Origin of the sequence: Listeria aquatica FSL S10-1188 (assembly GCF_000525795.1) — a bacterium.
Taxonomy (GTDB): Bacteria; Bacillota; Bacilli; order Lactobacillales; family Listeriaceae; genus Listeria; species Listeria aquatica.
Genome location: NZ_AOCG01000006.1, coordinates 64478 through 87599, shown reverse-complemented (window position 1 = coordinate 87599; position 23122 = coordinate 64478). Strand labels below are relative to the sequence as shown.

At 40.6% G+C, this 23122-nt stretch carries 23 protein-coding genes and 6 pseudogenes; 24 read left to right on the top strand and 5 right to left on the bottom strand.

From position 1 onward, the window contains the following. Positions 1–10 precede the first annotated feature (10 nt). The 8 genes and pseudogenes from MAQA_RS04380 to MAQA_RS04355 all read left to right on the top strand — a co-directional run bounded on the left by MAQA_RS04380 (position 11) and on the right by MAQA_RS04355 (position 5682). A complete protein-coding gene (locus MAQA_RS04380) occupies positions 11–955 on the top strand; it encodes a thymidylate synthase (protein WP_036071747.1) in 945 nt (314 codons plus the stop codon). A 14-nt stretch (positions 956–969) separates the two neighbouring features. Continuing rightward, positions 970–1455, top strand: coding sequence for a dihydrofolate reductase (locus MAQA_RS04375; RefSeq protein WP_036071745.1), 486 nt, complete (start codon positions 970–972; stop codon positions 1453–1455). A 14-nt stretch (positions 1456–1469) separates the two neighbouring features. Further along, positions 1470–1862 carry a putative RNA methyltransferase gene (locus tag MAQA_RS16360; RefSeq protein ID WP_338151613.1) on the top strand — a complete coding sequence of 131 codons (393 nt, stop codon included), beginning with the start codon at positions 1470–1472 and terminating at the stop codon, positions 1860–1862. After that, a complete protein-coding gene (locus MAQA_RS16355; RefSeq protein WP_338151612.1) occupies positions 1840–2343 on the top strand; it encodes a class I SAM-dependent methyltransferase in 504 nt (167 codons plus the stop codon). The genes MAQA_RS16360 and MAQA_RS16355 overlap by 23 nt, the downstream gene beginning before the upstream one ends. A 24-nt stretch (positions 2344–2367) precedes the next feature. Continuing rightward, positions 2368–3864: a phosphohexomutase domain-containing protein gene (locus MAQA_RS04365; RefSeq protein WP_036071741.1), complete on the top strand. Its 1497-nt coding sequence runs from the start codon at positions 2368–2370 to the stop codon at positions 3862–3864. A gap of 123 nt (positions 3865–3987) precedes the next feature. After that, positions 3988–4608 carry a DedA family protein gene (locus tag MAQA_RS04360; protein ID WP_036071739.1) on the top strand — a complete coding sequence of 207 codons (621 nt, stop codon included), beginning with the start codon at positions 3988–3990 and terminating at the stop codon, positions 4606–4608. A gap of 40 nt (positions 4609–4648) precedes the next feature. Beyond that, a pseudogene (locus MAQA_RS15305) lies at positions 4649–5037 on the top strand (aromatic acid exporter family protein); the annotation flags it as partial. Positions 5038–5043: 6 nt separating this feature from the next. Further along, positions 5044–5682 (top strand): hypothetical protein, encoded by a 639-nt coding sequence (locus MAQA_RS04355; RefSeq protein ID WP_420911933.1) that lies wholly within the window; start codon positions 5044–5046, stop codon positions 5680–5682. On the opposite strand, the gene MAQA_RS04350 is transcribed toward MAQA_RS04355, so the two are convergent. Continuing rightward, positions 5647–7047: an L-cystine transporter gene (locus tag MAQA_RS04350; protein ID WP_036071737.1), complete on the bottom strand. Its 1401-nt coding sequence runs from the start codon at positions 7045–7047 to the stop codon at positions 5647–5649. The two genes, MAQA_RS04355 and MAQA_RS04350, sit on opposite strands and share 36 nt — an antisense overlap. A gap of 276 nt (positions 7048–7323) precedes the next feature. Here MAQA_RS04350 and MAQA_RS15300 point away from each other — a divergent pair, with 276 nt between their 5' ends. From MAQA_RS15300 to MAQA_RS13565, 5 genes are all read left to right on the top strand, one after another. Further along, a complete protein-coding gene (locus tag MAQA_RS15300) occupies positions 7324–7773 on the top strand; it encodes a hypothetical protein (RefSeq protein ID WP_036071735.1) in 450 nt (149 codons plus the stop codon). A 22-nt stretch (positions 7774–7795) separates the two neighbouring features. Beyond that, a complete protein-coding gene (locus tag MAQA_RS15295) occupies positions 7796–8104 on the top strand; it encodes a hypothetical protein (protein ID WP_241463086.1) in 309 nt (102 codons plus the stop codon). Positions 8105–8433: 329 nt separating this feature from the next. Next, a complete protein-coding gene (locus tag MAQA_RS13575; RefSeq protein WP_052008462.1) occupies positions 8434–8994 on the top strand; it encodes a hypothetical protein in 561 nt (186 codons plus the stop codon). 107 nt (positions 8995–9101) lie between these two features. Further along, complete coding sequence (locus tag MAQA_RS13570) at positions 9102–9491, top strand: hypothetical protein (protein ID WP_052008461.1); 390 nt, start codon at positions 9102–9104, stop codon at positions 9489–9491. Between the two features lie 16 nt (positions 9492–9507). Further along, the gene (locus MAQA_RS13565) at positions 9508–9756 is read left to right on the top strand and encodes a hypothetical protein (RefSeq protein WP_149023303.1); all 249 of its coding nucleotides are present in this window, start codon (positions 9508–9510) and stop codon (positions 9754–9756) included. Between the two features lie 29 nt (positions 9757–9785). On the opposite strand, the pseudogene ppdK reads toward MAQA_RS13565, so the two are convergent. The 4 genes and pseudogenes from ppdK to trhA all read right to left on the bottom strand — a co-directional run bounded on the left by ppdK (position 9786) and on the right by trhA (position 14702). After that, positions 9786–12427, bottom strand: a pseudogene (gene ppdK, locus MAQA_RS04330) (pyruvate, phosphate dikinase). Positions 12428–12453: 26 nt separating this feature from the next. Continuing rightward, positions 12454–13263 (bottom strand): pyruvate, water dikinase regulatory protein, encoded by an 810-nt coding sequence (locus MAQA_RS04325; RefSeq protein ID WP_036071732.1) that lies wholly within the window; start codon positions 13261–13263, stop codon positions 12454–12456. Between the two features lie 13 nt (positions 13264–13276). Continuing rightward, the gene (gene ccpN / locus MAQA_RS04320; protein ID WP_173400305.1) at positions 13277–13900 is read right to left on the bottom strand and encodes a transcriptional regulator CcpN; all 624 of its coding nucleotides are present in this window, start codon (positions 13898–13900) and stop codon (positions 13277–13279) included. 169 nt (positions 13901–14069) lie between these two features. Further along, the gene (trhA, locus tag MAQA_RS04315; RefSeq protein ID WP_036071730.1) at positions 14070–14702 is read right to left on the bottom strand and encodes a PAQR family membrane homeostasis protein TrhA; all 633 of its coding nucleotides are present in this window, start codon (positions 14700–14702) and stop codon (positions 14070–14072) included. 141 nt (positions 14703–14843) lie between these two features. Between trhA and MAQA_RS04310 the strand changes: the two genes are divergently transcribed. From MAQA_RS04310 to MAQA_RS04260, 11 genes and pseudogenes are all read left to right on the top strand, one after another. After that, positions 14844–15674 carry a DegV family protein gene (locus MAQA_RS04310; RefSeq protein ID WP_036071727.1) on the top strand — a complete coding sequence of 277 codons (831 nt, stop codon included), beginning with the start codon at positions 14844–14846 and terminating at the stop codon, positions 15672–15674. 48 nt (positions 15675–15722) lie between these two features. After that, a pseudogene (locus MAQA_RS04305) lies at positions 15723–16500 on the top strand (SGNH/GDSL hydrolase family protein). An 11-nt stretch (positions 16501–16511) separates the two neighbouring features. Continuing rightward, entirely contained in the window at positions 16512–17138 is a 627-nt protein-coding gene (locus MAQA_RS04300; RefSeq protein ID WP_036071725.1) for a YpmS family protein, read from the top strand. A 21-nt stretch (positions 17139–17159) separates the two neighbouring features. Further along, positions 17160–17694: pseudogene (gene msrA, locus MAQA_RS04295) on the top strand (peptide-methionine (S)-S-oxide reductase MsrA). 5 nt (positions 17695–17699) lie between these two features. Beyond that, complete coding sequence (msrB, locus tag MAQA_RS04290) at positions 17700–18137, top strand: peptide-methionine (R)-S-oxide reductase MsrB (protein ID WP_036071723.1); 438 nt, start codon at positions 17700–17702, stop codon at positions 18135–18137. Positions 18138–18196: 59 nt separating this feature from the next. After that, complete coding sequence (locus tag MAQA_RS04285) at positions 18197–19093, top strand: Gfo/Idh/MocA family protein (protein ID WP_036071720.1); 897 nt, start codon at positions 18197–18199, stop codon at positions 19091–19093. A 68-nt stretch (positions 19094–19161) separates the two neighbouring features. Then, positions 19162–19392 (top strand): YozE family protein, encoded by a 231-nt coding sequence (locus MAQA_RS04280; RefSeq protein ID WP_036071717.1) that lies wholly within the window; start codon positions 19162–19164, stop codon positions 19390–19392. A gap of 22 nt (positions 19393–19414) precedes the next feature. Continuing rightward, positions 19415–20114 (top strand): annotated as a pseudogene (gene deoD / locus MAQA_RS04275) (purine-nucleoside phosphorylase). Positions 20115–20145: 31 nt separating this feature from the next. Continuing rightward, positions 20146–20973 (top strand): M15 family metallopeptidase, encoded by an 828-nt coding sequence (locus MAQA_RS04270; protein WP_036071715.1) that lies wholly within the window; start codon positions 20146–20148, stop codon positions 20971–20973. A gap of 71 nt (positions 20974–21044) precedes the next feature. After that, positions 21045–21308 (top strand): metal-sensitive transcriptional regulator, encoded by a 264-nt coding sequence (locus MAQA_RS04265; RefSeq protein WP_036071713.1) that lies wholly within the window; start codon positions 21045–21047, stop codon positions 21306–21308. A gap of 134 nt (positions 21309–21442) precedes the next feature. Next, positions 21443–22941 (top strand): annotated as a pseudogene (locus MAQA_RS04260) (lmo1851 family serine protease). Positions 22942–23122: the final 181 nt, after the last annotated feature.

Sequence of the window (23122 nt, the reverse complement as noted above, 5' to 3'; positions counted from 1 at the left end):
GTGTTGAGGGATGAAGCAATATCTCGATTTGGCTAGATTCGTAATGGAAAATGGAACGGAAAAAGGGGACCGCACAGGGACTGGAACTAGGAGTGCTTTTGGTTATCAAATGCGCTTTGATTTAGCAGAAGGGTTTCCAATTTTAACGACTAAACGAGTGGCTTTTCGGTTAGTCGTGAGCGAATTGTTATGGTTTTTACATGGCGATACCAATATTCGTTACTTGCTTGAACATAATAATAATATTTGGAACGAATGGGCGTTTGAGCGTTACGTGAAGTCGCCTGATTATCAAGGTCCGGATATGACTGACTTTGGATTGCGTGCGAATCGTGATCCAGCATTTAACGAAGTGTATCAAGCAGAAATGGAAACTTTTAAAGCGAAGATTCTTGCAGATGAAGCTTTTGCCGCAAAATACGGCGAGCTTGGAAACATCTACGGGAAACAATGGCGTGAATGGAAAACGTCAACTGGAGAAACGATTGATCAGCTTGCTAATGTGATTGAAATGATTAAGACAAATCCCAATTCCCGAAGATTAATCGTTTCGGCTTGGAATCCAGAAGATGTGCCATCGATGGCCTTGCCGCCTTGCCACACGCTATTCCAATTTTTTGTGGCGGATGGAAAGCTTTCTTGTCAGCTTTATCAGCGGAGTGCGGATATATTCCTTGGCGTGCCGTTTAACATTGCAAGCTACGCGCTTTTGACGCACCTCATTGCTCGTGAAACGGGACTTGAGGTTGGTGAATTTGTGCATACGATGGGGGATGCTCATCTTTATAACAACCACTTTGACCAAGTGCGTACTCAACTTTCTCGCGAGCCTCGTCCGTTACCAAAACTCGTTTTATCAGAGAAACCTGCTTCGATTTTTGACTTTGATGTAGCGGATATTTCGTTAGAAGGTTATGACCCACATCCAGGCATTAAAGCACCGATTTCAGTTTAAGGAGGAGGAAACAAATGCTTACATTTATTTGGGCACAAGATGAACAAGGCAACATCGGAAAAGATAATACGATGCCATGGCACTTACCTGCGGACCTTGCTTATTTCAAAAAACAAACAACCGGGCATACGATTGTTATTGGTCGAAAAACGTATGAATCTTTTGGACGGGCGCTTCCTAACCGCCGTAATATCGTGCTTTCGCGTGATCAGAATTTAAGTCTTCCTGATGCAGAAGTAATCCATGATAAAAAAGAGGTCTTGAAGCTTGCAGAAACGGAAGAGGTTTTTATTTGTGGTGGCGCAGAAATCTACCGACTATTTCGCGACCAAGCATCCCGCCTTTTAGTGACAAAAATCGGAGCTAGTTTTGAGGCGGATACAGCTTTTCCAGAACTTGACTGGTCGAAGTTTCAGGAAGTGAGTCGAATTGAGGGACAAGAAGATGAAAAAAATCGCTATCCGTTTACTTTTTATACGTATGAACGAGTGGAAAACTGAGGGAGCCATTTAACATGAAATCGAAGCTTGAACAAAGTAGTGAGCTGCTTGAAACATCAGCGGCTCTACTGCGCTGTCCTATTTGTACAAGTGGTGTAACGTTCAGAGCACCACGAAGTCTAGTTTGCAGTCAAAATCACAGCTTTGACTTGGCGAAACCGGGTTATTTGTTTTTACTCCGTCATGCCGCAAAGCCAACAAAATACGATCAGCTTCTTTTTGAAGCACGAAAACGCTTCATTATGACGGGCTTTTTTCAGGAAACAATGGAAGCCGTTTTAGCTCAGGTTGAAGCTCTTGAAAAAAAAAGAGCTCGTCCTTTTCGATGCAGGTTCTGGAGAAGGGAGCCACCTGTCCTATTTAACAGAGCAACTGGGGAAAAAGGTGAGTTTGGCTTTTGGATTTGATCTTGCGAAAGAAGGGATTCGCCAAGCGGCACGTGATTTTTCGGGAATTACTTGGGGAGTGGCGGATCTTGCGAATTGTCCGCTTCAAACAGGCCGAGTAGATGTAATTTTAAACATGCTTTCACCAGCTAGCTATGATGAATTTAGTCGCTTGTTATCTAGGGAGGGACTTTTAATCAAAGTCATTCCAGAAGCGGATTATTTACAGGAACTGCGGCGGTTTTTCTATCAAGACGAACGGCAAACTTATTCGAATGAAGCTGTTGCTAACCGTTTTTATGAGCATTTTGATGTCGTCTATGAAAAACGAATAACGAAACAGAAAACGTTACAAAAAGATGAACAAATGGATTTACTTGCGATGACGCCACTTGGCTTTCAAATTCCTGTCGAGAAAAAAGAAGCCTTTTTAGAAAATGGTTCGGATCAAATAACCTTAGATCACCGGATCATTGTTGGAAAGAAAAAAGCAGAGGCTTAACAAACTAAAAAAGGAGCGGTTTGGATGAAAGAAGAACTTTCAGCTTTGCAAAATGGATCGGATATTCGTGGGATTGGTCTAGAAACAGAGGAGCATCAACTGACACTAACTGATGAGGCGATTGGTAAGATTGCACGTGGCATCTTAGTGTTCTTGCAAAAGAAAAAAACTCCAAAAGAAAAAATAGTGGTCGCTATCGGACATGATAGTAGGCTTTCTGCTGAGCGAATCAAGGCTAAACTGGTGTCGGTTTTAAAAGCAGGTGGCGTCGATATTTTAGATGCGGAACTTGCAACAACACCTGCACTATTTATGGCAACTCAATATGCGAGCTTTCAAGCAGACGCTGGGATTATGATTACAGCGAGTCACTTGCCTTATTTTTACAACGGCATCAAGCTATTTACGAAAGCGGGCGGTGCTGAAAAAGAAGATATCCAGTTTATTCTCGAAAATGGTGAAGGAGAGATCTCGCAAACTCAGTCTGGGTCCGTGCGGAAAATCGATTTGATGGATACATATGCTGCGGATTTAGTAACAAAAATTCGAAATCAAGCAGGAAACGGGGAGGAACCGCTTGCTGGAAGTCGAATTGTTGTGGATGCTGGAAATGGCGCTGGGGGATTCTTTGCGGGCAAAGTACTCGAGCCGCTGGGTGCAGATACGACGGGCAGCCAGTTTCTTGATCCGGATGGACATTTTCCAAACCATATTCCGAATCCGGATAATGATGAAGCGATGGCAAGTCTGCGTACGGCTGTCCTTGAAAGTAAGGCAGACCTTGGCATTATTTTTGATACAGATGTGGACCGGGCGGCAATTGTAGATAAATTGGGGGAAAGCCTGAACCGGAATGCTTTAATTGCTGTCATTTCTGCTATCGTTTTAGAATCACATCCAGAATCAACCATTGTAACGGACTCGACAACTTCGAGTCACTTGGAAACTTTTATTCGTGAACTCGGCGGGAAACAACATCGCTTTAAACGGGGTTACCGGAATGTAATCAATGAAGCGATTCGGTTGAATGAAACAGGGGAAGAATCAGAATTAGCGATCGAGGTAAGTGGGCATGCTGCTTTAAAAGAAAATTACTTTTTGGATGACGGCGCCTATCTTGTCGCCAAAATTCTTGTGAAATATGCGCAGTTGAAGCAGCAAAACCAAGATTTAAGTGATTTGACGAAAAATTTGGTCGTACCTGCTGAAAGTCATGAATTTCGAATTCAAATAAAGGCCCATCATTTCAAAGCATACGGGGCTGACGTGCTCGCTTCTTTCCAGCGATTTGTTCAACAAACAGCTGGTTTTGAGTTAGTGCCTGCAAATCATGAAGGAGTCCGAGTTGATCTTTCCAATGAGTTTGGTTCGGGTTGGTTGCTACTACGAATGAGCTTGCACGAACCCGTTATGCCACTTAACATTGAACTAGATGAAGAAGGAACGTTAGAACTTTTAGAAGCAAAACTAAAAACTTTTTTTTGCCGAATACCCGCAACTCGTGCTTCCATTTTAGGATAGATCCTTTCTCGCTCTGCCATGTGCTAGAGCGAGAAATTTTTTCTAGTTAAAACTTGCGGACGAGGTCCATTTACGGTATGATAAAAATAAAGTAAGTACTTGATTTTTTTAAGGAGTGAATCTATGGAAGCTTGGATTACGAATGTTATGAATGAACTTGGCTATTTCGGAGTTTTTATTTTAATTACGATTGAAAATTTATTTCCACCGATTCCTTCTGAACTGATTTTAACATTTGGCGGCTTTATGACGACGATTACACAAATGAATATTTTTCTTGTGATTGTTTCTGCCACTTTTGGTTCCGTGCTTGGAGCGGTATTATTATATTCGATTTCACTTTATTTTGGAAAAGAGCGCATCAAACGTATCGTTACGAAATATGGGAAAATCTTACGTTTAAAAGAATCTGATATTGATAAAGCCGATGCTTTTTTTGCACGCTACGGAGGGCGAGCTGTATTTTTCTGTCGAATGATTCCACTCATTCGGAGTTTGATTTCAATTCCAGCTGGAATGGCGCGTATGCCTTTTCGTAGTTTCATTGTGTTAACAACGCTTGGGAGCTTAATCTGGAACACGATTTTAATTAGCCTAGGAGCTTTCCTTGGCGAGTCGTTTGGAAAAGCAGCAGCAGCAATAGATTCTTTTAGCACAGTCATTTATTGGGTGATCGGAATTAGCGTAGCCGTGCTTCTCGCACTTTTCATCAAAAAGCGACTATCAGAAGCCCGTGATGAATAAATGAGCTATCGATCTTGAAGCCTAGTCTTCAAGATTTTTCATGTGGAAAAGGAGAGAGAAAACTATGAAACTAGGGATGCGGACGCTTAAAACTGCGTTTGGAGCTACACTTGCCATCTTCATAGCCGAATTCCTAAAATTGGATTACGCGGTTTCGGCAGGGGTTATTACCGTTTTAAGTATACAAAATACCAAAAAAAAGCTCACTCTTGCTAGCGATTCAGCGTGTCTATTCAACTGTGTTAGCGCTGTCCATTTCTGCCGTATTATTCTTGATTTTTTGGCTACAATGCCATTAGCTTTGGCTTATACTTACTTCTTTTCATTCCGCTTGCTGTACGACTGAAAGTAACAGATGGGATTGTTGTGAGTTCCGTTCTTGTGACACATATTCTAGTTGAGAAATCCCTTGCTTTGCACTGGTTTGTAAACGAAATGGCACTCATGATTGTGGGGGCAGGAATTGCGATTTTACTTAACTTATATATGCCGAAACTAGATCAAGGCATTCGAGCGGATCAGAAAAAAGTGGAGCTACTTATGCGTCAAATTTTGTTTTCAATGGCACAGCGGCTCCGCGGGGAAGAGCCATACTTGGAATTTGACCACCGATTTGATGAACTGAAGCAATTACTTCAAAATCTTGAGGCAAATGCTCTCCGCAATATGGAAAACTCCTTTTTGAAAAGTTCACCTTATTTTCTAAAGTATGTGGATATGCGTCTTGTTCAGTTCCGTGTGTTAACACAAATGAAACGACATTCTGCAGCCTTTCAAGGGGTTAGCGAACCCAGTCGGATTTTATCACGGTTAACGGAGAAAACGGCGCTTGAATTAAGTGAAGATAATCCAGCTGAGGAGCTCGTAATCGGGGTAAACAAGATGGTTCACGATTTTCGCAAAAGTGAACTTCCCGTTTCCCGCGAAGAATTTGAAAATCGGGCTGTTTTATTTCAGTTTATGAATGATTTGCGCTATTTTTTAGAGATCAAACGGGACTTTTATATTGAATTTCAAACCATGCAAAAAGAGAAAGTGTCATTCCGACACTTTCTCTTTTTCGTTAGGCGGTAATTTTCTTTTCGCCTCAGGTTCTTTTTCAAGATTTTTCGTTGCTTTACTAGTAACGATTCCTGATACCATGCTGTCACTGACATTAAGAGCAGTACGCCCCATGTCGATTAGTGGTTCAATCGAAATTAAGACACCTGCTAATCCAACAGGAAGGTTTAGCGTCGAAAGAACAATGATTGCAGCAAATGTTGCACCGCCCCCAACTCCAGCTACGCCAAATGAGCTAATCGCGACAACAGCAACTACGGTTAAAATAAAGCTAATGGACGTTGGATCAATGCCAACAGTTGGTGCGATCATGATGGCAAGCATAGCAGGATAAATCCCTGCGCATCCGTTTTGACCAATTGATAGACCAAATGAAGCGGCGAAATTAGCGATTCCATTTGGAACACCAAGGCTTCTTTGAGCTTCAATATTCATCGGAAGCGCTCCAGCACTCGTTCTTGATGTGAAAGCAAAGGTAAGCACAGGTAGTGTCTTTTTCACATAAGTAAGTGGGCTAATTCCTGTAAAGGAAACAATTAAAAGATGAATGATGAACATAACGATCAGTGCTGCGTAAGAGGCTAAGACAAAATTCCCTAGTTTTAAAATAGCTGTCGCATCACTTGTCGCAACTGTATTTGTCATAATCGCAAAAACCCCATAAGGTGTGAGGCGAAGAATTAACCGAACGATTCTCAGCACGATCGCATAAATCGTATCAACACCACGTGCGAAAAGGGCCGCTTCCTTAGGTTGTTTCCGCTGTACGCCGAGAAAAGCAATGCCGATAATAACAGAGAAGATAACAACAGCAATGGTTGAAGTGGCTCTTGCTCCGGTAAGATCGAGAAATGGATTTGCAGGAAATAATTCCAGAATTCGGCTTGGTAGTGTCGCATCCCCCATTTCTTTTAAACTACCTTGAAGTTCTTTGGCACGAGAAAGCTCAACAGAACCTTGCGAAATATGATCGGCATTTAAGTGGAATAAAAGTGCTGCGATGATTCCGATAACAGCAGCAATCGCTGCCGTAACAAGAAGTGTGCCGATGATCCAAATCCCGATTTTCGCAATATTGGTTTTTAATTCTAATCGTGTAAAGGCTGCGATAATCGAAATGAAAATTAATGGAATAGCAATCATTTGTAAAAGTTTAACGTAACCACCGCCAACAATTCCAAGCCAGTCCGTCGTCTCTTTCGTGACACTACTTCCCATGCCGTAAATCCATTGTAAAATAAAGCCAGCTACAATCCCAACTGCAAGAGCAAGAAGGACACGTTTTGAGAAGGAAACGTGTCGTTTTTGCATCCAGATAAAAAGACCGATGATAAAAAGTGCAACAACTAAATTAAGTATGACAAAAGCAGTGTTCAATCTGACTCCCCCTTTTAAACTTATTAATCCGATAAGAATTATCAGATATAAGAATACAGGGCTTCAGACAAAAAGTCAATCTTTTGATTTTGAAAAAAGAGGGGAAAAAAGAGAACCTAAATGTTACTGTAAGCAAGTAAATCGATAAAATTTGACAAAATGTTGAAAAAAGCGATAAAAATCAATTTTTCATGGTATAGTAAGTTATCAAGCTTAGTTTTATTAATGGAATTAGGCCATTGAACTAACTTTTCATGGGGGAAGGGGAGCAACAAGTTGCACGTAAAAAAAAATCTATATTCGCTGGATGCCGTATTTGCTTTTTTTTGTGTTTTATTTTCTTTAGTCACTACACGGAGTCTCGCACCTTTTGCTGTGATCTATTCAATCGCAGCTGCTATTCTACTCGCTTATCTTTGGTTTTCAAAAAGTAAAGTCCGGACGAAACTGGCTTTGTCGTTTCTTTATTTAATTATCTTAGCCTTACAACAAGTACTGACTGCGTTATATTTATTTTCAGGTGGAGATAGCTGGATGGTCTTTACCATAAAAAAGGTAGCAGCTATACTGATGATTTTTGTTCCATTTTTGATCGGCTATTTTCATTACCTGTATACACTTCAACGTGAGTTTTCTATCAAAGAAGCGACTTCTATCAGTTTTGAAATGTTAAGAGAAGTGTATTTGATCGGAGCCGGTTACAAAACAAAATGGCAAAAAAAGTAAAAACTCATTATCTAGAGATAATTTGAATGAGATATTAAAAGATATTCCAAGACATAGTTATACAAAATACTTAAACAAAAACACTTTAACAGAAGCTTATTTTGAAGAGTGCGAAAAATCCTTAAAAGATGAGCATCTCTATATTGTGATTTCCAGTACGGGAAGTCCGGCAAGTGAAGTGATTTCACTGTTTACGAATAAAGCTTATAATCACGTTTCCTTAAGTTTTGACCGAGATTTGAAGACAATCATCAGTTATAACGGTGGGGAAAATATCACACTGCCAGGGCTCAACCAAGAAAAGATCACTTCGTTCAATAAAAAAAAGTGATGCTTCTGTCATCGTTTACGAGCTCCAAGCACCTAAAGAAAAAAAAGCGACTTATTATAGATAAAGTTAGAGAAATCAATGAAAAAGGAAGTGCCTATAACCTTGTAGGCCTAGTTACGAAAGTATCACTTCGGCCGAATATCATGTTTTGCTCACAATTTGTTTATAAAATCTTACAATTCGCAGAGCTTGAATACTTCAGGGACTCAGCTGCTAAAATCAAACCAACGGATTTTGTTGAAAGAGACTATTATCGTAAACTAGCATTTTGCTATGAAATTAAATTTAATGAAACGCTTTAAAAACATGCAGGAAGGGTGACCCAGTCGTTGCAATCTAAATATGAACAGACGAAAGGCGATATGAAACTGGATAATACATCTATTATTCACCTAGCTTCCAAAAATAAAAAGTGGATCAATTTGTTTCGCTTATCCGTTTCCTTAAAAGATCCAGTAGATCCGAAAATTTTACAACAAGCACTAAATGTTACCGTCAAACGTTTTCCGTCAATTGCGGCTCGGATTCATAAAGGCGCTTTTTGGTATTACCAGTCAGCTGTTAAAAGAGCCCCACAAGTTTTACCAGAACAAAATGTGCTGTTAGGCTACATGTCTAATCAGGAGCTCGAACAATGTGCTTTTCGCGTGTTGTATGCCTCAAAAGCGATTCACGTCGAAATTTTTCACGCTTTAACAGATGGGCGAGGTGGAGAACTTTTCTTAAAAACGCTTCTCGCAGAATATTTTACACGGAAAGATGAGGCAGTCATTCCGCTAGTTGACGGGATTCTTGACCGAAAAGAAACACCGCGTGAAGCAGAACTAACAGATGAATACCTTGAAATAGCAGATGCCAAGCCTCAAAATCTGGCAAAAGAAAAAAAGTAAAAAAAGTCTATCAATTTCGTGAAGCAGCAGGAGAAACCTTACATCTTACAACCATAAAAGTACCAGTCGAAGAACTGAAACCATTAGGCAAGAAACTGGGGGTGAGCTTGACCGTTTTAATCGCGGCTTTCGTGGCTGAAGCAATCCTTATCAATCAAAAGGCAGACAAAAAACAAAGAGATCGCCTCATTAAACTTTTCTTACCGATCAACTTACGCAACTTCTTTCCAAGCCAAACCTTACGCAACTTTGTTCTCTATGCCAAACCAGAAATCGATCCCCAAAAAGAGGGGCTCCATTTTGTAAGTATCGCGCACACTATTAGGCAGCAATTAAATGAAGCTTTATCAGAAAAACAACTGCGCGCAAGAATCAGTCAAAATGTTCGATTAGAACAAAATCCAATCATCAAACGCACTCCCTTGTTTATAAAACATCATTTGATGAAATTCTTTTTTTTCTATAAGCGAAAAAACCACTTGCCTGACGCTTTCTAATTTGGGTGTAATCAAAGTGCCAGAGGAAATGGCGCGTTATATTGAACACTTTGATTTTATTTTAAGCCCGCGCTCTAAGACACCTTATAACATGGGGATCTGCAGTTTTAATGGTGAACTAAGAATCAACCTAACCAGAAATACACAAGAACCCCACTTAGAAGAAGCTCTGCTTACACTTTTTACTGAACAAAATATTGCGTGCCAAGTAGAAACACAAACGATGCAAACGCTAGAAAAAGCAAAAACACGTTCACGCGCTTAAATGCGCATGAACGTGTTTTTTTTTAGTGTTTACGCTTTTTGTAGTTGTGCTTGTTCTTTTAAAACGACTTGCGCCGCTGCAAGACGCGCAATAGGAACACGGAACGGCGAGCAAGAAACATACTTCAATCCAAGTTTATGGAAGAAGTGAATCGAGCGAGGATCCCCGCCGTGTTCGCCGCAAACCCCCATTTTCATATTAGGATTGGTCATTCGCCCACGAGAAACTGCCATTTCGACTAATGCCCCCACGCCAGCTGTATCAAGCGTTTGGAAAGGATCTGTTTCCAAAATACCACGCTCCCCGTAGCTCGGTAAAAATTTGCCAGCATCATCACGCGAGAAGCCGTAAGTAAGCTGAGTCAAATCATTCGTTCCAAAACTAAAGAACTGAGCCTCTTTCGCAATTTCATCTGCCGTTACACAAGCCCGTGGGATCTCAATCATCGTTCCAATATCATACGGAAGAAGCACTCGTTCGCGATCAAAAATAGCTTGAACAGAATTTTTAATTTCCTGCTTCACAAAAGCCAGTTCCTCTTTAGAAGAAACAAGAGGAATCATAATTTCAGGAAAGACTTTTTGACCTTCATCATGAATCTGAACGGCACTTTCCATAATCGCTTCTGCTTGCATCTTATAAATTTCTGGATAAGTTACAGCAAGGCGACAGCCACGGTGACCAAGCATTGGATTTGATTCTGCTAGTTCGTTAACTCGTTTTTTAACTTCTGCAAGTGTTTTTCCTGTATCTTGTGCAAGCCTTTCCAAATCTTTTTCTGCTTTTGGCAAAAACTCATGGAGAGGTGGATCAAGGAGCCGAATATTAACCGGTCTTCCTTCTGCGATACGGAAAAGTTGTGTAAAGTCGTCCTTCTGCATTTCCTTCAAGTGAGTGAGTGCACGCTTCCTTTCTTCCAAACTTTCTGCAACAATCATTTGGCGCACATAAGCGATTCGTTCTTCATGGAAAAACATGTGCTCCGTGCGGCAAAGACCAATGCCTTCCGCTCCAAAATGGATCGCAGTCAGTAAATCATTCGGAGTGTCTGCATTGACGCGAATATCAAGCTGCTTCACTTCGTTTACCCATTCCATGAGCTCATCGAAATGACCACCAATTTCCGCTTCTGTCAAAAGAATTTCACCCAAGTAAACCATTCCAGTTGAGCCATCCAGTGAAATCGCATCGCCTTCATGCAGTGTGACCCCTGAACTTGTTAGAATGCGTTTTTTCTTTTTTCATTAATGTCGATTTCCGAACAGCCGGCGACACAACATTTTCCCATTCCACGAGCGACAACAGCCGCGTGGGACGTCATGCCACCATGTGCTGTCAGAATGGCTTCGCTTTTTGCCATACCCTCGATGTCCTCAGGAGAGGTTTCATTCCGGACGAGAATCACCTTTTGACCCAAATCGGCCGCTGCCACAGCTTCACTCGCATCAAAGTAGATTTTCCCGAATGCCGCTCCAGGACTTGCAGGAAGCCCCGTTGCGATAACTTCTCCTTTTTCAAGTGCTTTTTTCTCGAAAGTGGGGTGGAGCAGTTGATCAATTTGTTTGGTATCAATGCGCTCAATCGCTTCGCTACGACTGATCTTTCCTTCATGCACAAGGTCTACTGCGACTTGTACCGAAGCCTGAGCCGTCCGTTTCCCATTTCGTGTTTGCAAGACAAAGAGCTTTTCTTTTTCGATGGTAAATTCAATATCTTGCATGTCTAAGTAATGATTTTCAAGAAGCTCACAGGTTTCCAAAAGCTCATGATAAGCATCCGGCATGTGACTTTCAAGTTTAGAAATATCCTCTGGTGTTCTAATCCCCGCAACGACATCCTCACCTTGGGCGTTGATCAGAAATTCGCCGAAGACCGATTTTTCACCAGTGGACGGGTTCCGTGTGAAAAGAATCCCTGTGCCACTTTTATTTCCGGTATTGCCAAAAACCATCGCTTGAATATTGACAGCGGTTCCAAAATTAGGATCAATATCATTGAGCCGACGGTAAACGACAGCACGCGGGTTCATCCAGGAATCAAAAACCGATTGCACCGCGAGCCTAAGTTGCGTAAGCGGGTCTTGCGGGAAAGGCTCGGATCCATTTTCGAGATAGAGTCCTTGGTAAGTGGTAATAAGTTTTTCAAGATCATCCGGTGTTAATTCTGTGTCTTGTGCGTAACCCTTTTGTTTTTTGATCAGTGAAAGGGCTTCTTCAAATTTGTAAGAAGGAATACCTCTTACAACATCTCCAAACATTTGGATGAAACGGCGGTATGAGTCAAGCGATGAACGGGGATCTTTCGTTTGATGAATCATCCCTTGGACCGCCTTATCATTTAAACCAAGATTTAAAATCGTGTCCATCATTCCAGGCATGGAAACAGGCGCCCCCGAGCGGACAGAAACCAGAAGTGGGTTTTCATTTGAACCAAATTGCTTACCCGTTTTTTCTTCAAGTAGTTTTAAATGAGCGAGGACTTCATCAAAAATTTCTTCCGATAACGTTTGTTCATTATCGTTGTAATCTTTGCAGGCATCAGTTCCAATCGTGAATCCTGGTGGTACCGGTAAACCAATCTTGGTCATTTCAGCAAGATTAGCTCCTTTTCCACCTAAAAGTACTTTCATGTCTTTTGAACCTTCATTAAACTGATAAACAAATTTCCTCACTGTCTTCACCTCAACAAATAGATTTTTTATTTCTCTTCAATCATTTCTTGCACAAGAGCAGCAGTTTCTTCAATCGCCTTATCTTCCACGTGAATAACTCGACATTTCAGCTTTTTAAAGGTTTCATAACCAAATTCCAACTCTTCAAGGATTCGTCTGTCGCTTGAATAATTGCTCATTTCATCAAGACCCATCGACCGGAGACGAACCCGGCGAATCCGCCCAAGCTTTTCTGGAGTTGTTGTAAGCCCGATAATCCTGTTTGCAGGAATTTTAAAAAGTTCTTCAGGCAAGGGGATTTCTGGGACAAGAGGGACATTTGCCACTTTAAAATTTTGGTTCGCTAAGTAACTACTAAGAGGGGTCTTGCTAGTCCTTGAAACCCCGACAAGAACGATGTCCGCTTCAAGCAAACCACGTGGGTCTTTGCAGTCATCATATTTCACAGCAAATTCAATTGCGGCAATCCGGTCGAAGTAAGCGCTGTCAAGACGACGCATATTTCCCGGATCTTCTTTTGAATGGAGCCCTGTTTTTCCTTCAATTGCTTTTGTAAGATGGGTAAGTAAATCAATATTGGCTATTTTTTCTTGTTCACAATAAGATTTGGCGTAGCGAGCAAGCTTAGAACTAACCAGTGTCTGGACGACAATTCCATCTGCCACCTTTGCTTCCTCCAATGTTTCAAGTAGGGCCGCTTCATCACGAATAAAGGCATGCCGCCGGATATCCGGTTGTTCATCAAAATCAAACTGGGCGGTAACGGCTCGAATAGTATGTTGAGCCGTTTCTCCAATCGCATCCGAAATTACATAAATAACGACAGGTTGCTTCATAATTCCCCTCCTGCTAATTTTCTTCTTTCAAAGTTGTCACAAAAAGTTCTACAATACTCGATTTAGAAAGCTTACCGATAATCTGATCTTCTGCTTCAACAACAGGAAGCGAATCCACTTGATGCGACACGATAGAAAGTGCAGCATCTAATACGGGATCCGTCTTTTTGATTGTCAATAAGTTAGGCATCCGCGTCATAATTGTTACAATCGGCGTTTCTTTTGTATTGGAACCAGCAATCGTACTTTTTAACAAATCTTTACGGCTAACAAGCCCGATGAGACGTGCCTCTTCAGCCACATAGAGGCTACCAGAATCTTCTAGAAAAAGCTGAACAATGGCATCATAGACGCTCATTTCTTTCGGAACAAGAATGGGATGTGTCATCACTTCACTGACTTTTAAATTGCGAATGTCTTCGAATAAACCGGGGTTTTTTTCTAGTCCGGAATAAAAGTAGCCTACTTTAGGACGCGCATCCAAGATTCCCGTCATTGTTAAAACGGCAAGATCGGAGCGAATCGTTGCACGAGTTAATTTTAAAAAACGTGCAATTTGGTCACCAGTGGCAGGCTCATTCTTTTTTACAAACGCCATAATCGCATGTTGACGTTCTGAAAGTTGAATAAGAATCACTTCCTTCTTGTAAATAGGTTACACGGAAATTATATAGTATGACATAATTAAAATCAAGCATTAAATGTGTCATACTATTAAAAGTGATCTAGTAGGAGGATTTAAGAGGATTAAAGAATAAATTATAATTGGTCTATACAAAAAAACCAGGAAAGTATCCTGGTTTTCGCTAGACATAAAATAAAATGCAGAAGTACATGAAAGTGGTTCCCATGATGACAAACAAGTGCCAAATCGCATGCATATAGGGGATTTTTGGAAAACTATAAAGCAAAGCGCCGACTGTAAACATGATTCCTCCTGTAAGGAGAAGGAAAAATCCAGATGGACTGAGTCCTGCATAGAGCGGCTTAATGCCAAGGAGTACTAACCAGCCCATGATGACATAGACGATAGTAGATAAAATCCGCCATTTTTCTAGAAAAAAGATCTTGTAAAGGATGCCTAAAATCGCAAGTCCCCATATGACACCGAAAAGCGTCCAACCGAGTGTGCCTTTCAAAGTGATAAGCGCGAAAGGAGTGTAAGAGCCAGCGATTAGTAAATAAATGGAGGCATGATCAAGGATGTTAAAAAAGCGGCGTACTTTTGAAGGCTTAAAGCTGTGGAGAAGTGTCGAACATAAATAAAGTAACATGAGCGAGATGCCATAAATTAAAAAGCTTGTTAAGTATAAAGGATCATTTTTAGAGACGCTGTAAAGAATTAAAAAGATAAACGCGGGGATACTGAGCAAAAAGCCAATTCCGTGCGTAATCGAATTAGCAAGTTCTTCTTTGAAGCGGTAAACACTTGGATTCATTTTATCACCTGATTCGTTAAAGTTACTCTCATGATACGCTAAAAGGAAAAGAAAGGAAAGAATTTTCTTATCTTTCTAGTGGCGAAACTGTTATAATAGAGGGTATCAAATAAATTGGATGTGACCAAATGACTAAAAAAAATTAAAATTATTACGGATTCAACAGCCTGCCTTTCAAAAGAAGAAGCTGAGAAGTATGAAATTGAAGTACTTCCGCTTTCTGTAGAAGTGGACGGAAAGACATATGATCCTTTAAACGAACTAACACCGGAATCTTTTATGGAACTCATGCGCGAGTCTAAACAATTGCCCAAATCTTCACAGCCACCACTTGGAAAGTTTGTTGAGTTGTATGAAAAATATCTAGCTGAAGGTTATGAAGTTCTTTCTATTCATCTAACTGAAAAATTGAGTGGAACTGTAAATACGGCAAGTCAAGCGGCTCTTATGACTACGGGAGAAGTGGAAGTTGTCGATACGAATTTTATCGCGCGTGGTCAAGCCTTTCAAGTACTTGAAGCGGCAAAAATGGCACAGTCTGGAAATCATACAATGGCTGAAATCAAAGAACGGATGGAAAAAATCCGCTCGAAAACGAAGTTATACATCGTGGTTGTCACACTTGAAAACTTGATTAAAGGCGGTCGTGTTGGGCGTGTACAAGGGCTTCTAGGCAGTCTGTTAAATATTAAATTGATTGCGGAATTAAAAGAAGGACAACTGGAAGAAACGGCGAAAGTAAGGAGTAACAAGAAAATTTTGAACTACTTGTTAGAACTTGTTGGGGCTGAAAAAAGAAAAATAGTCGCGCTAGATATTGAGCATGCGAATGGTTTACAAATGGCAGAAGCATTTCAAACTGCTGCTAAAAAACTGCTTGGAATTTCTTCGATCCCCATTTTTGATGCTGATCCAGTTGTGGCAACACATGCTGGGAATGGCGCTTTTGCAGTCATGTACTACACGGAATAAAGTGAGGATATAAAGCGATGACGAAAAAAAAAATTACTAGTTTTACTCGTGGCTGTTCTTATTCTTCTAGCTATCATTTTTGGAGGCTTCTGGCTAAAAGAGTACCTTGACCAAAAAAAGGAAGAAGAAAAGACGCCGATTTCCCTAGTTGCAATGGGGGATTCGCTAACAGAAGGCGATGGCGATGAGAAAAAAGCTGGCGGTTATGTCGGCATTCTTGATAAATCACTCGCTAAACATAAAGAGGTAAGAAGTGTCAAAACGAGCAATTATGGCGTATCGGGAAACAGAAGCGATCAGCTTTTGAAACGGCTAAAAACGGAACCCGACTTTCAAAAAGCAGTTCAACAAGCAAACGTAATTACAATGACCATTGGTGGAAATGATGTGATGAAAGTTCTCCAATCAAAATTGCTTGATGTAAAAGTTTCTGACTTTACTAAAGCAGAGGAGAATTTTCAAAAAAACTTGACGGAAGTTTTCTCGCTCATTCGGGAAAATAACCCGAATGCCCCGATTTTTCTTGTGGGAGTTTACAATCCTTATACCACTTATTTTAGTCAAATCAAACAGTTTGATGAAGTCATTACAAATTGGAATTCTAATTCACAAGCGTTCATCAAGCAACAAAAAAATGCTTACTTTGTTCCGATTGCTCAGTTGATTGAAAATCGCGATAAAAAAAAATCGTGATAAACCCAATCCTCTACTTTCGGACGATTATTTCCATCCGAATCATACTGGGTATGAAAAAATCGCTCACAAGCTTGATAGCACCATTATAAAAGAGCTGAAAGCGGGAAAGATTCCTAAAAAGAAAGAGTAAGGTGAATTCGTTTGGCGGAAAAGCAAACAAGAAGCAGTGAAAAACAAGAATTAAAACGGAAAATCAATTTTTGGAAATGGGTTTGTTTAGCGCTGTTCTTAATCATCGCAGGTTTTTTTGGTTGGATTTATTTATCTATTTTTGTTCTCAATCCAACAGAAGAACCGACTCCCGCGATAAAAAGCAATCATAAAAATGTCGAGTTTTCGACGAGTACTTCAAAAGCAGATTTAAACAAACTCATTCAGACATATATTGACGACTTTAGCGATGATGAAGATATCGGTTATGATGTTTATGTCGCAAATAATGTTATTTTTAAAGCAGAAGCCAAAATTTTTGATGAGCCGATTGAGATGAAGTTGATTTTTTCTCCTTCAGTTAAGAAAAATGGCGATGTCGTATTGAAACTAAAAGATATGGCAGTTGGCGCATTGCCGCTTCCTGTCTCCTATGTCATGAGTTTCGTCAATAAAACCTATAAGTTTCCAAATTGGGTTACGGTCATTCCAAAACAGCAAAAAATCTATCTGGATTTAAATAAATTGAAGCTGAAAGGTGATACGAAAGTTCGTGTCGATGCACTTGATTTGAAGAAAGATGACATTTCGTTTACACTTTTAGTACCCGTTAATTAAACGGAGACAGGGGTGACGCATATGACTGATAAAAAATTAGAAAAAGCAACTTTTGCGGGAGGCTGTTTTTGGTGTATGGTCAAGCCATTTGACACTCAACCCGGCATTTTGAAAGTTGTTTCCGGCTATACAGGTGGAACAACAGAAAATCCAACTTATGAGGAAGTTTGTCGTGGAAATACAGGGCATGCGGAAGCGGTGGAAATCACATTTGATCCAGACGTGTTTCCTTATGAAAAATTAGTTCAAGTTTATTTCCAACAAACGGATCCAACTGATCCAGATGGACAGTTTGTAGATCGCGGCAGTTCTTATCGTCCGGCGATTTTCTATCATAATGAAGAACAAAAAAAAAATTGCTGAACAAGCGGTCAAAGATTTGGACGCAAGTGGTCGTTTTAAAAAACCCATCGTGACGGAAGTGGTTCCTGCGAGCACTTTTTATCCAGCAGAAGATTATCACCAAGATTTTTATAAAAAAGAAAAGATGCACTATGAAGGCTACCGTCGCGGTTCTGGAAGAGATCAATTTATCCAAAATCACTGGGAAGGATGAGGACAATGGATCAAAAAACAAAAGCAGAACGTTTACAAGAACTTTCAGATTTGGAATACAAAGTGACACAAGAAAATGCGACAGAAACGCCTTTTCAAAATAAGTATTTTGATAATGTCAAACCAGGCATTTATGTTGATGTTGTTTCCGGGAAACCACTTTTTTCTTCGACGGATCAATATGATGCGGGGTGTGGTTGGCCAAGTTTTACAAAGCCTATTGATGAGGCTGAAGTGCTTGAGAAATTTGATGATAGCCACGGCATGAGACGAACGGAAGTCCGTTCGAAAAATGCAGATTCACATCTTGGACATGTCTTTCCAGATGGTCCAAGTGATAAAGGTGGGCTACGTTATTGCATCAATTCAGCGGCACTTCGATTTATTCCCGTAGAAGATCTTGAAACAGAAGGATACGGCAAATATCGCGTACTCTTTTCATAAAAATGGATAGGCTCTTTGGATGGTTTCCGAAGAGCCTTTTTTAAAGGAGGAAGCTTAACATGAAAGTAGCTATTGTTGGACTGGGTGGGATTGCGCAAAAAGCTTACTTACCAGTTTTTGCAGAAATGGAAGAAATTGAAGTGCATCTTTATACAAGGAATCCGGAAAAGCTGGAACATTTAAAAAATAAATACCGATTTAAAGAAGCTCATACTTCGATTGCCTCCGTAATTGAAGCAGGTGTTGAAGCTGCTTTTGTACATAGTTCGACACAAACTCATGCTGAGATTGTAAGGCCGTTTATTGAAGCGGGGATCGCTGTTTATGTCGATAAGCCGATTTCGGATCAAATTGAAGAAACTCGTGAACTTACAGCACTTGCAGAGCGTTTAGGGGTTCCTTTAATGACAGGCTTTAACCGGCGTTTTGCACCATTCTATCAAGAGTTGAAGCAGCTTGACCATGCGAATATGATTGTGATGCAGAAAAATAGGGCGGATAGCACTGGAGAAGCACGTACTTTTATTTATGATGACTTTATTCATGTGGTGGATACAGTACGCTTTTTATTAGGAGGCAAGGTAGAGGCCTTCCAAGCTTATCCTGTTTTCCGAAGTGGACTGTTAGAAAGTTTAACTGTTCAGTGTAGCGGGAACGGAAAAGTGGCAACAGCGATTATGAATCGAAATAGTGGCGTAAGTGAAGAAAAAGTGGAAGTGCTGACAAGTGATGGGAAATACACGGTATCTAATTTGCAGGAACTTGAAATTGGAACTGGAATTACGAAGCGCTTTGAGCGGTTTCCAGATTGGGAAAAGACGCTTTATAAGCGGGGCTTTATTCCAATTGTCGAGGCGTTTTTAGGAGCTGTCAAAAACCATCAGAAGCTACCGATTGCGGAACAAGATGCGCTTTTAACTCATGAACTCTGTGAAGAAATTTTAAACGCGTTATAAAATCAAACTTTACGTTTTTCAAAAAATCCTCTATAGTAAGAACATGAAAAACAAGTTGGAGGAGACTTATGGGACGGACTTTTTATCATTTTTTAATGACTTATCGTGATCCGGAAAAACGTGATCCTAAAACGGCCTTTGCCAATGCAGCTTATAAAGATCACAGCTTTCCAAAACAAGCCAAGAGCTATCACGTGCTAAGCGACTATTTGGAATTAAATGCGCCTTATTTGAACGGCATGACGCTATTTGATGAGTTATATGATGAGTATTTACTGAGCGAGGAAAAAAATCGTTAAGATAAAGGAGGATTTTTGATTCATGAGTGTACATATTGCAGCGGAACAAGGAGAAATTGCGGAAACTATTTTACTTCCAGGAGATCCGCTTCGGGCTAAATATATTGCAGAAACTTTTTTTTAGCGAACCTATTTTGTTTAATGAAGTTCGAGGGATGCTCGGTTATACGGGAACTTATAAAGGAAAACGAGTGTCTGTCATGGGAACTGGGATGGGGATTCCTTCCATTTCGATTTATGTGAATGAACTGATTCAAAGCTATGATGTGAAAAATTTAATTCGTGTTGGGACGATGGGCGCTTTGCAAAAAGATGTGAAAGTTCGCGATGTTGTCATTGCCCAAGCGGCTTCAACAGATTCAAGGATTAATCAAAATACCTTTCCAGGTGTTGATTTTGCCCCGGTGGCAAATTTTGATTTGCTTAAAAAAGCATATGATGCAGGAATTCGAAAGGGGCTTTCGCTCAAAGTGGGGAATGTTTTTTCTTCGGATCGTTTTTATAATGATGAACTGGATAAAAAACAGCTGGCCGATTATGGCGTACTTGGCGTTGAAATGGAAGCAGCTGCACTTTACACGCTTGCTCAGAAGTATGGCCGGAATGCGCTTGCAATTCTTACAGTGAGTGACCACATTTTAACGGGGGAAGAAACAACGGCACTTGAGCGCCAAACCACTTTTGGTGATATGATTGAAGTGGCGCTTGAAGCGGCTTTATAAGTTTTCAAAATGGAAAGGCATGATATTTTAAATGAATACGATGATTTCAATTGCGTTTGCGCTTGCGCTTTCAGTGGTGCAAACGGTACAAGATGACGGAAACAGTCAAGCCAATTCGAATGATTCAGCTAAGGTCACGCAAAAATCAGAATCTGCTGAAGTGGCTAAACTGAAAAAGGATCCGCTTTATCCGTTTATCGCGAAACAAAATAAGCTTGTGGAACGAAATGGGACAGAGTACATTGAAAATGAAGCGAATCTACTGATTTTAGCGAATAAAGATTACTTGATGCAATCGACTTATATTCCGAGCGATCTCGTTCGTCCCAATGTCGAATTTTCTTTCGGAAATGCAGATATTGAAAAAGCGAAAATGAGAAAAGTTGCTGGAACTGCTCTTGAAGAGATGTTTAAGGGAGCAAAAGCTGCGGGATATGAGCTTTATGCGGTCTCTGGTTATCGCTCTTATAGTCGCCAAGAAGAGGTTTATCAAGCCGAAGTGAAAGCGAAAGGCGAAGCAAAAGCAGGCGAGGCGGTTGCTGTTCCCGGTACAAGTGAACACCAAACGGGGCTTGCGATGGATATGTCAGCTAAAAGTGCGGGCTTAGAACTTTCAGCGGCATTTGGTGAAACGGCTGAAGGAACCTGGGCGAAAGAAAATGCGCATAAGTACGGCTTTATCTTGCGTTATCCTGCGGGAAAAGAGAAGGTTACAAAGTATGAATACGAAGCTTGGCATTTCCGCTATGTGGGTAAAGATGTGGCTGCGATTATTTATAAAAACAACTGGACGTTAGAAGAATTTTTTGAACATGTGAAGCTTTTAGATGATAAGCTTAAAAAAGCTGAACAAGCGTAACTAGGACTGTCTTTTCTTTAGAAAAGACAGTTTTTTAGTGAATCTGCGGGTTCTTGCGAGGAGTTGAAAAGATGGAAGCAAATGAAAAACAGGCGCTCGTTAATCGCTTAAGACGAGCGGAAGGGCAAGTTCGTGGCCTCGAACAGATGGTTGAAACGGAGCGTTCGGCGAAGGAGATTTTAACGCAGCTCGCTGCAACGAGGGAAGCCCTTAAGAAAGTGGGGCTCGCTATTTTAGAAGAGGAAATGCGAAATTTTGAAGCTGCGGGAGAAAAGGGAGATCAAGCAAGTGTTGAGGCATTAATGGGGCTTGTCAGGCAGATTACGAAAGGTTAAGGTTACTCCTGCTTTGAGATTCTCATTGAATTCTCATGAAAAAGGATATCATTTAGCTTGAAAAACTGTTAAAATAATAGAGTTAAAGTGATTTTAAAAGATTTTTGGACCTAGATAGAAAGTGGTGAATGTGGATGGATCAAAACCCACAAAATGGTGAGGAGCAACAAGATAAAGAAAAAGAAGAAACGGGCAAGAAACAAGTAACTAGCAAATACGTCCGAATGCGTTTATTTCCGTTTATTATGCTTCTTTTTGGATTTGTTTTTGTCACGGCTCTTGTCACAACGATTGTGATGTCACTCGGCGATGATAAACAAGTGAAGGTTTCAATTCCTGAACGGAAGGAATTTACGAAACTCTATAATGCCTACGATACGATTAAGAAAAATTATTATAAAAAAAACGGACTCGGCTGAGCTTACTGAGGGAGCAATTAGCGGCATGATTGCGTCTCTTGATGATCCCTATTCTACTTTTATGACGAAGAAAGAATCGGAAGAGTTTGATGATACGATTAGTTCTAGCTTTGAAGGAATCGGAGCTGAAATCGGCGAAGAAGAGGGTCATATTATTGTCGTTTCGCCAATTAAAAATTCACCAGCTGAAAAAGCCGGGATTAAACCGCGTGACCGAATTACGGAAGTGGATGGAAAGTCAATTAAAGGTCAGACAACGAATCAGGCTATTAAAAAAAATCCGCGGCAAAAAAGGAACAACGGTTTCACTTACGATCGAACGAGATGGCGTAGAGAAACCGATGGAATTTAAATTAACACGTGATGAAATTCCGGTTGAAACGGTCTACAAAGAAATGGGCAGCGATAAGATTGCGCATGTCACGATTAGTACCTTCTCGGAAAATACTGGGGAAGAATTCCTGAAAGCTTTGAAAGAGTTGGATAAGGAAGGCATGAAAGGTCTCGTTGTTGATTTGCGCGGGAATCCTGGAGGGTTACTCGATCAAGCCATTGCGATTTCAAATATGTTTGTTCCTGATGGGAAAGTGATTGTACAAGAGGAAGACCGGAATGGAGAAAAATCAGCGGCTACAGCAGATAGTTCTGTAAATGATGATTATAAAGTGAAAGTCCCAACGACGATGTTAATTGATGATGGCAGTGCGAGTGCATCGGAAATTTTAGCTGCGGCTGCTAGTGAATCAGGAAGCGTCAAACTTGTTGGAACGAAATCATTTGGTAAAGGAACTGTGCAAACGGCACAAACTTTAGATGATGGATCAACGCTCAAACTTACGGTAGCCAAATGGCTTACACCAGATGGAACTTGGATTAACAAGAAAGGTCTTACACCGAACAAAGTGATTAGCATGCCTGAATATGCCACGCTAACAGTACCTTCAAGTAGCAAAAAAATGAAGGAAGGCGACTTCGGTGACCAAGTAAAAGTGGTCGAAAAACTGCTTAAGGCGTTAGATTATAATGTCGGAAAAGTAGATGGGCTTTATGATAGCGAAACAGCTTATGCCGTCGAGCGCTTTCAAAGTGATAATGGACTTGAGCCAACAGGTGTCATGACTGGAAAAACAACAGATAAGTTGATTGAACAGATTCGCAAGCAACTGAAAGAAAATGATCCACAACTAAATGCTGCCAAAGCGTTAGTGAAATAAAGAAATTAAGCAGGATCCAAAAAGTACACTTTTTGGGTCCTATTTTTATGCTGGATTTGGCTCTGCTCCAAAGAATACTCTAGTTATATGGAGCGAATGGAGGTTATTGACGGCAATAATAGGAGTGATTTTCGAAAGCTATAAAACAAAATCTTCTTCAAAACCACAATAAGCAGTAAAA

Coding starts and splice junctions, on each gene's coding strand:
- MAQA_RS04355 (WP_420911933.1), top strand. CDS start 5,044: ATGGCACTCATGATTGTGGGGGCAGGAATTGCGATTTTACTTAACTTA.
- MAQA_RS04265 (WP_036071713.1), top strand. CDS start 21,045: ATGGAAGCAAATGAAAAACAGGCGCTCGTTAATCGCTTAAGACGAGCG.
- MAQA_RS04285 (WP_036071720.1), top strand. CDS start 18,197: ATGAAAGTAGCTATTGTTGGACTGGGTGGGATTGCGCAAAAAGCTTAC.
- MAQA_RS04325 (WP_036071732.1), bottom strand. CDS start 13,263: ATGAAGCAACCTGTCGTTATTTATGTAATTTCGGATGCGATTGGAGAA.
- MAQA_RS04280 (WP_036071717.1), top strand. CDS start 19,162: ATGGGACGGACTTTTTATCATTTTTTAATGACTTATCGTGATCCGGAA.
- msrB (WP_036071723.1), top strand. CDS start 17,700: ATGGATCAAAAAACAAAAGCAGAACGTTTACAAGAACTTTCAGATTTG.
- MAQA_RS04270 (WP_036071715.1), top strand. CDS start 20,146: ATGAATACGATGATTTCAATTGCGTTTGCGCTTGCGCTTTCAGTGGTG.
- MAQA_RS04360 (WP_036071739.1), top strand. CDS start 3,988: ATGGAAGCTTGGATTACGAATGTTATGAATGAACTTGGCTATTTCGGA.
- MAQA_RS04365 (WP_036071741.1), top strand. CDS start 2,368: ATGAAAGAAGAACTTTCAGCTTTGCAAAATGGATCGGATATTCGTGGG.
- trhA (WP_036071730.1), bottom strand. CDS start 14,702: ATGAATCCAAGTGTTTACCGCTTCAAAGAAGAACTTGCTAATTCGATT.
- MAQA_RS16360 (WP_338151613.1), top strand. CDS start 1,470: ATGAAATCGAAGCTTGAACAAAGTAGTGAGCTGCTTGAAACATCAGCG.
- MAQA_RS04380 (WP_036071747.1), top strand. CDS start 11: ATGAAGCAATATCTCGATTTGGCTAGATTCGTAATGGAAAATGGAACG.
- MAQA_RS04375 (WP_036071745.1), top strand. CDS start 970: ATGCTTACATTTATTTGGGCACAAGATGAACAAGGCAACATCGGAAAA.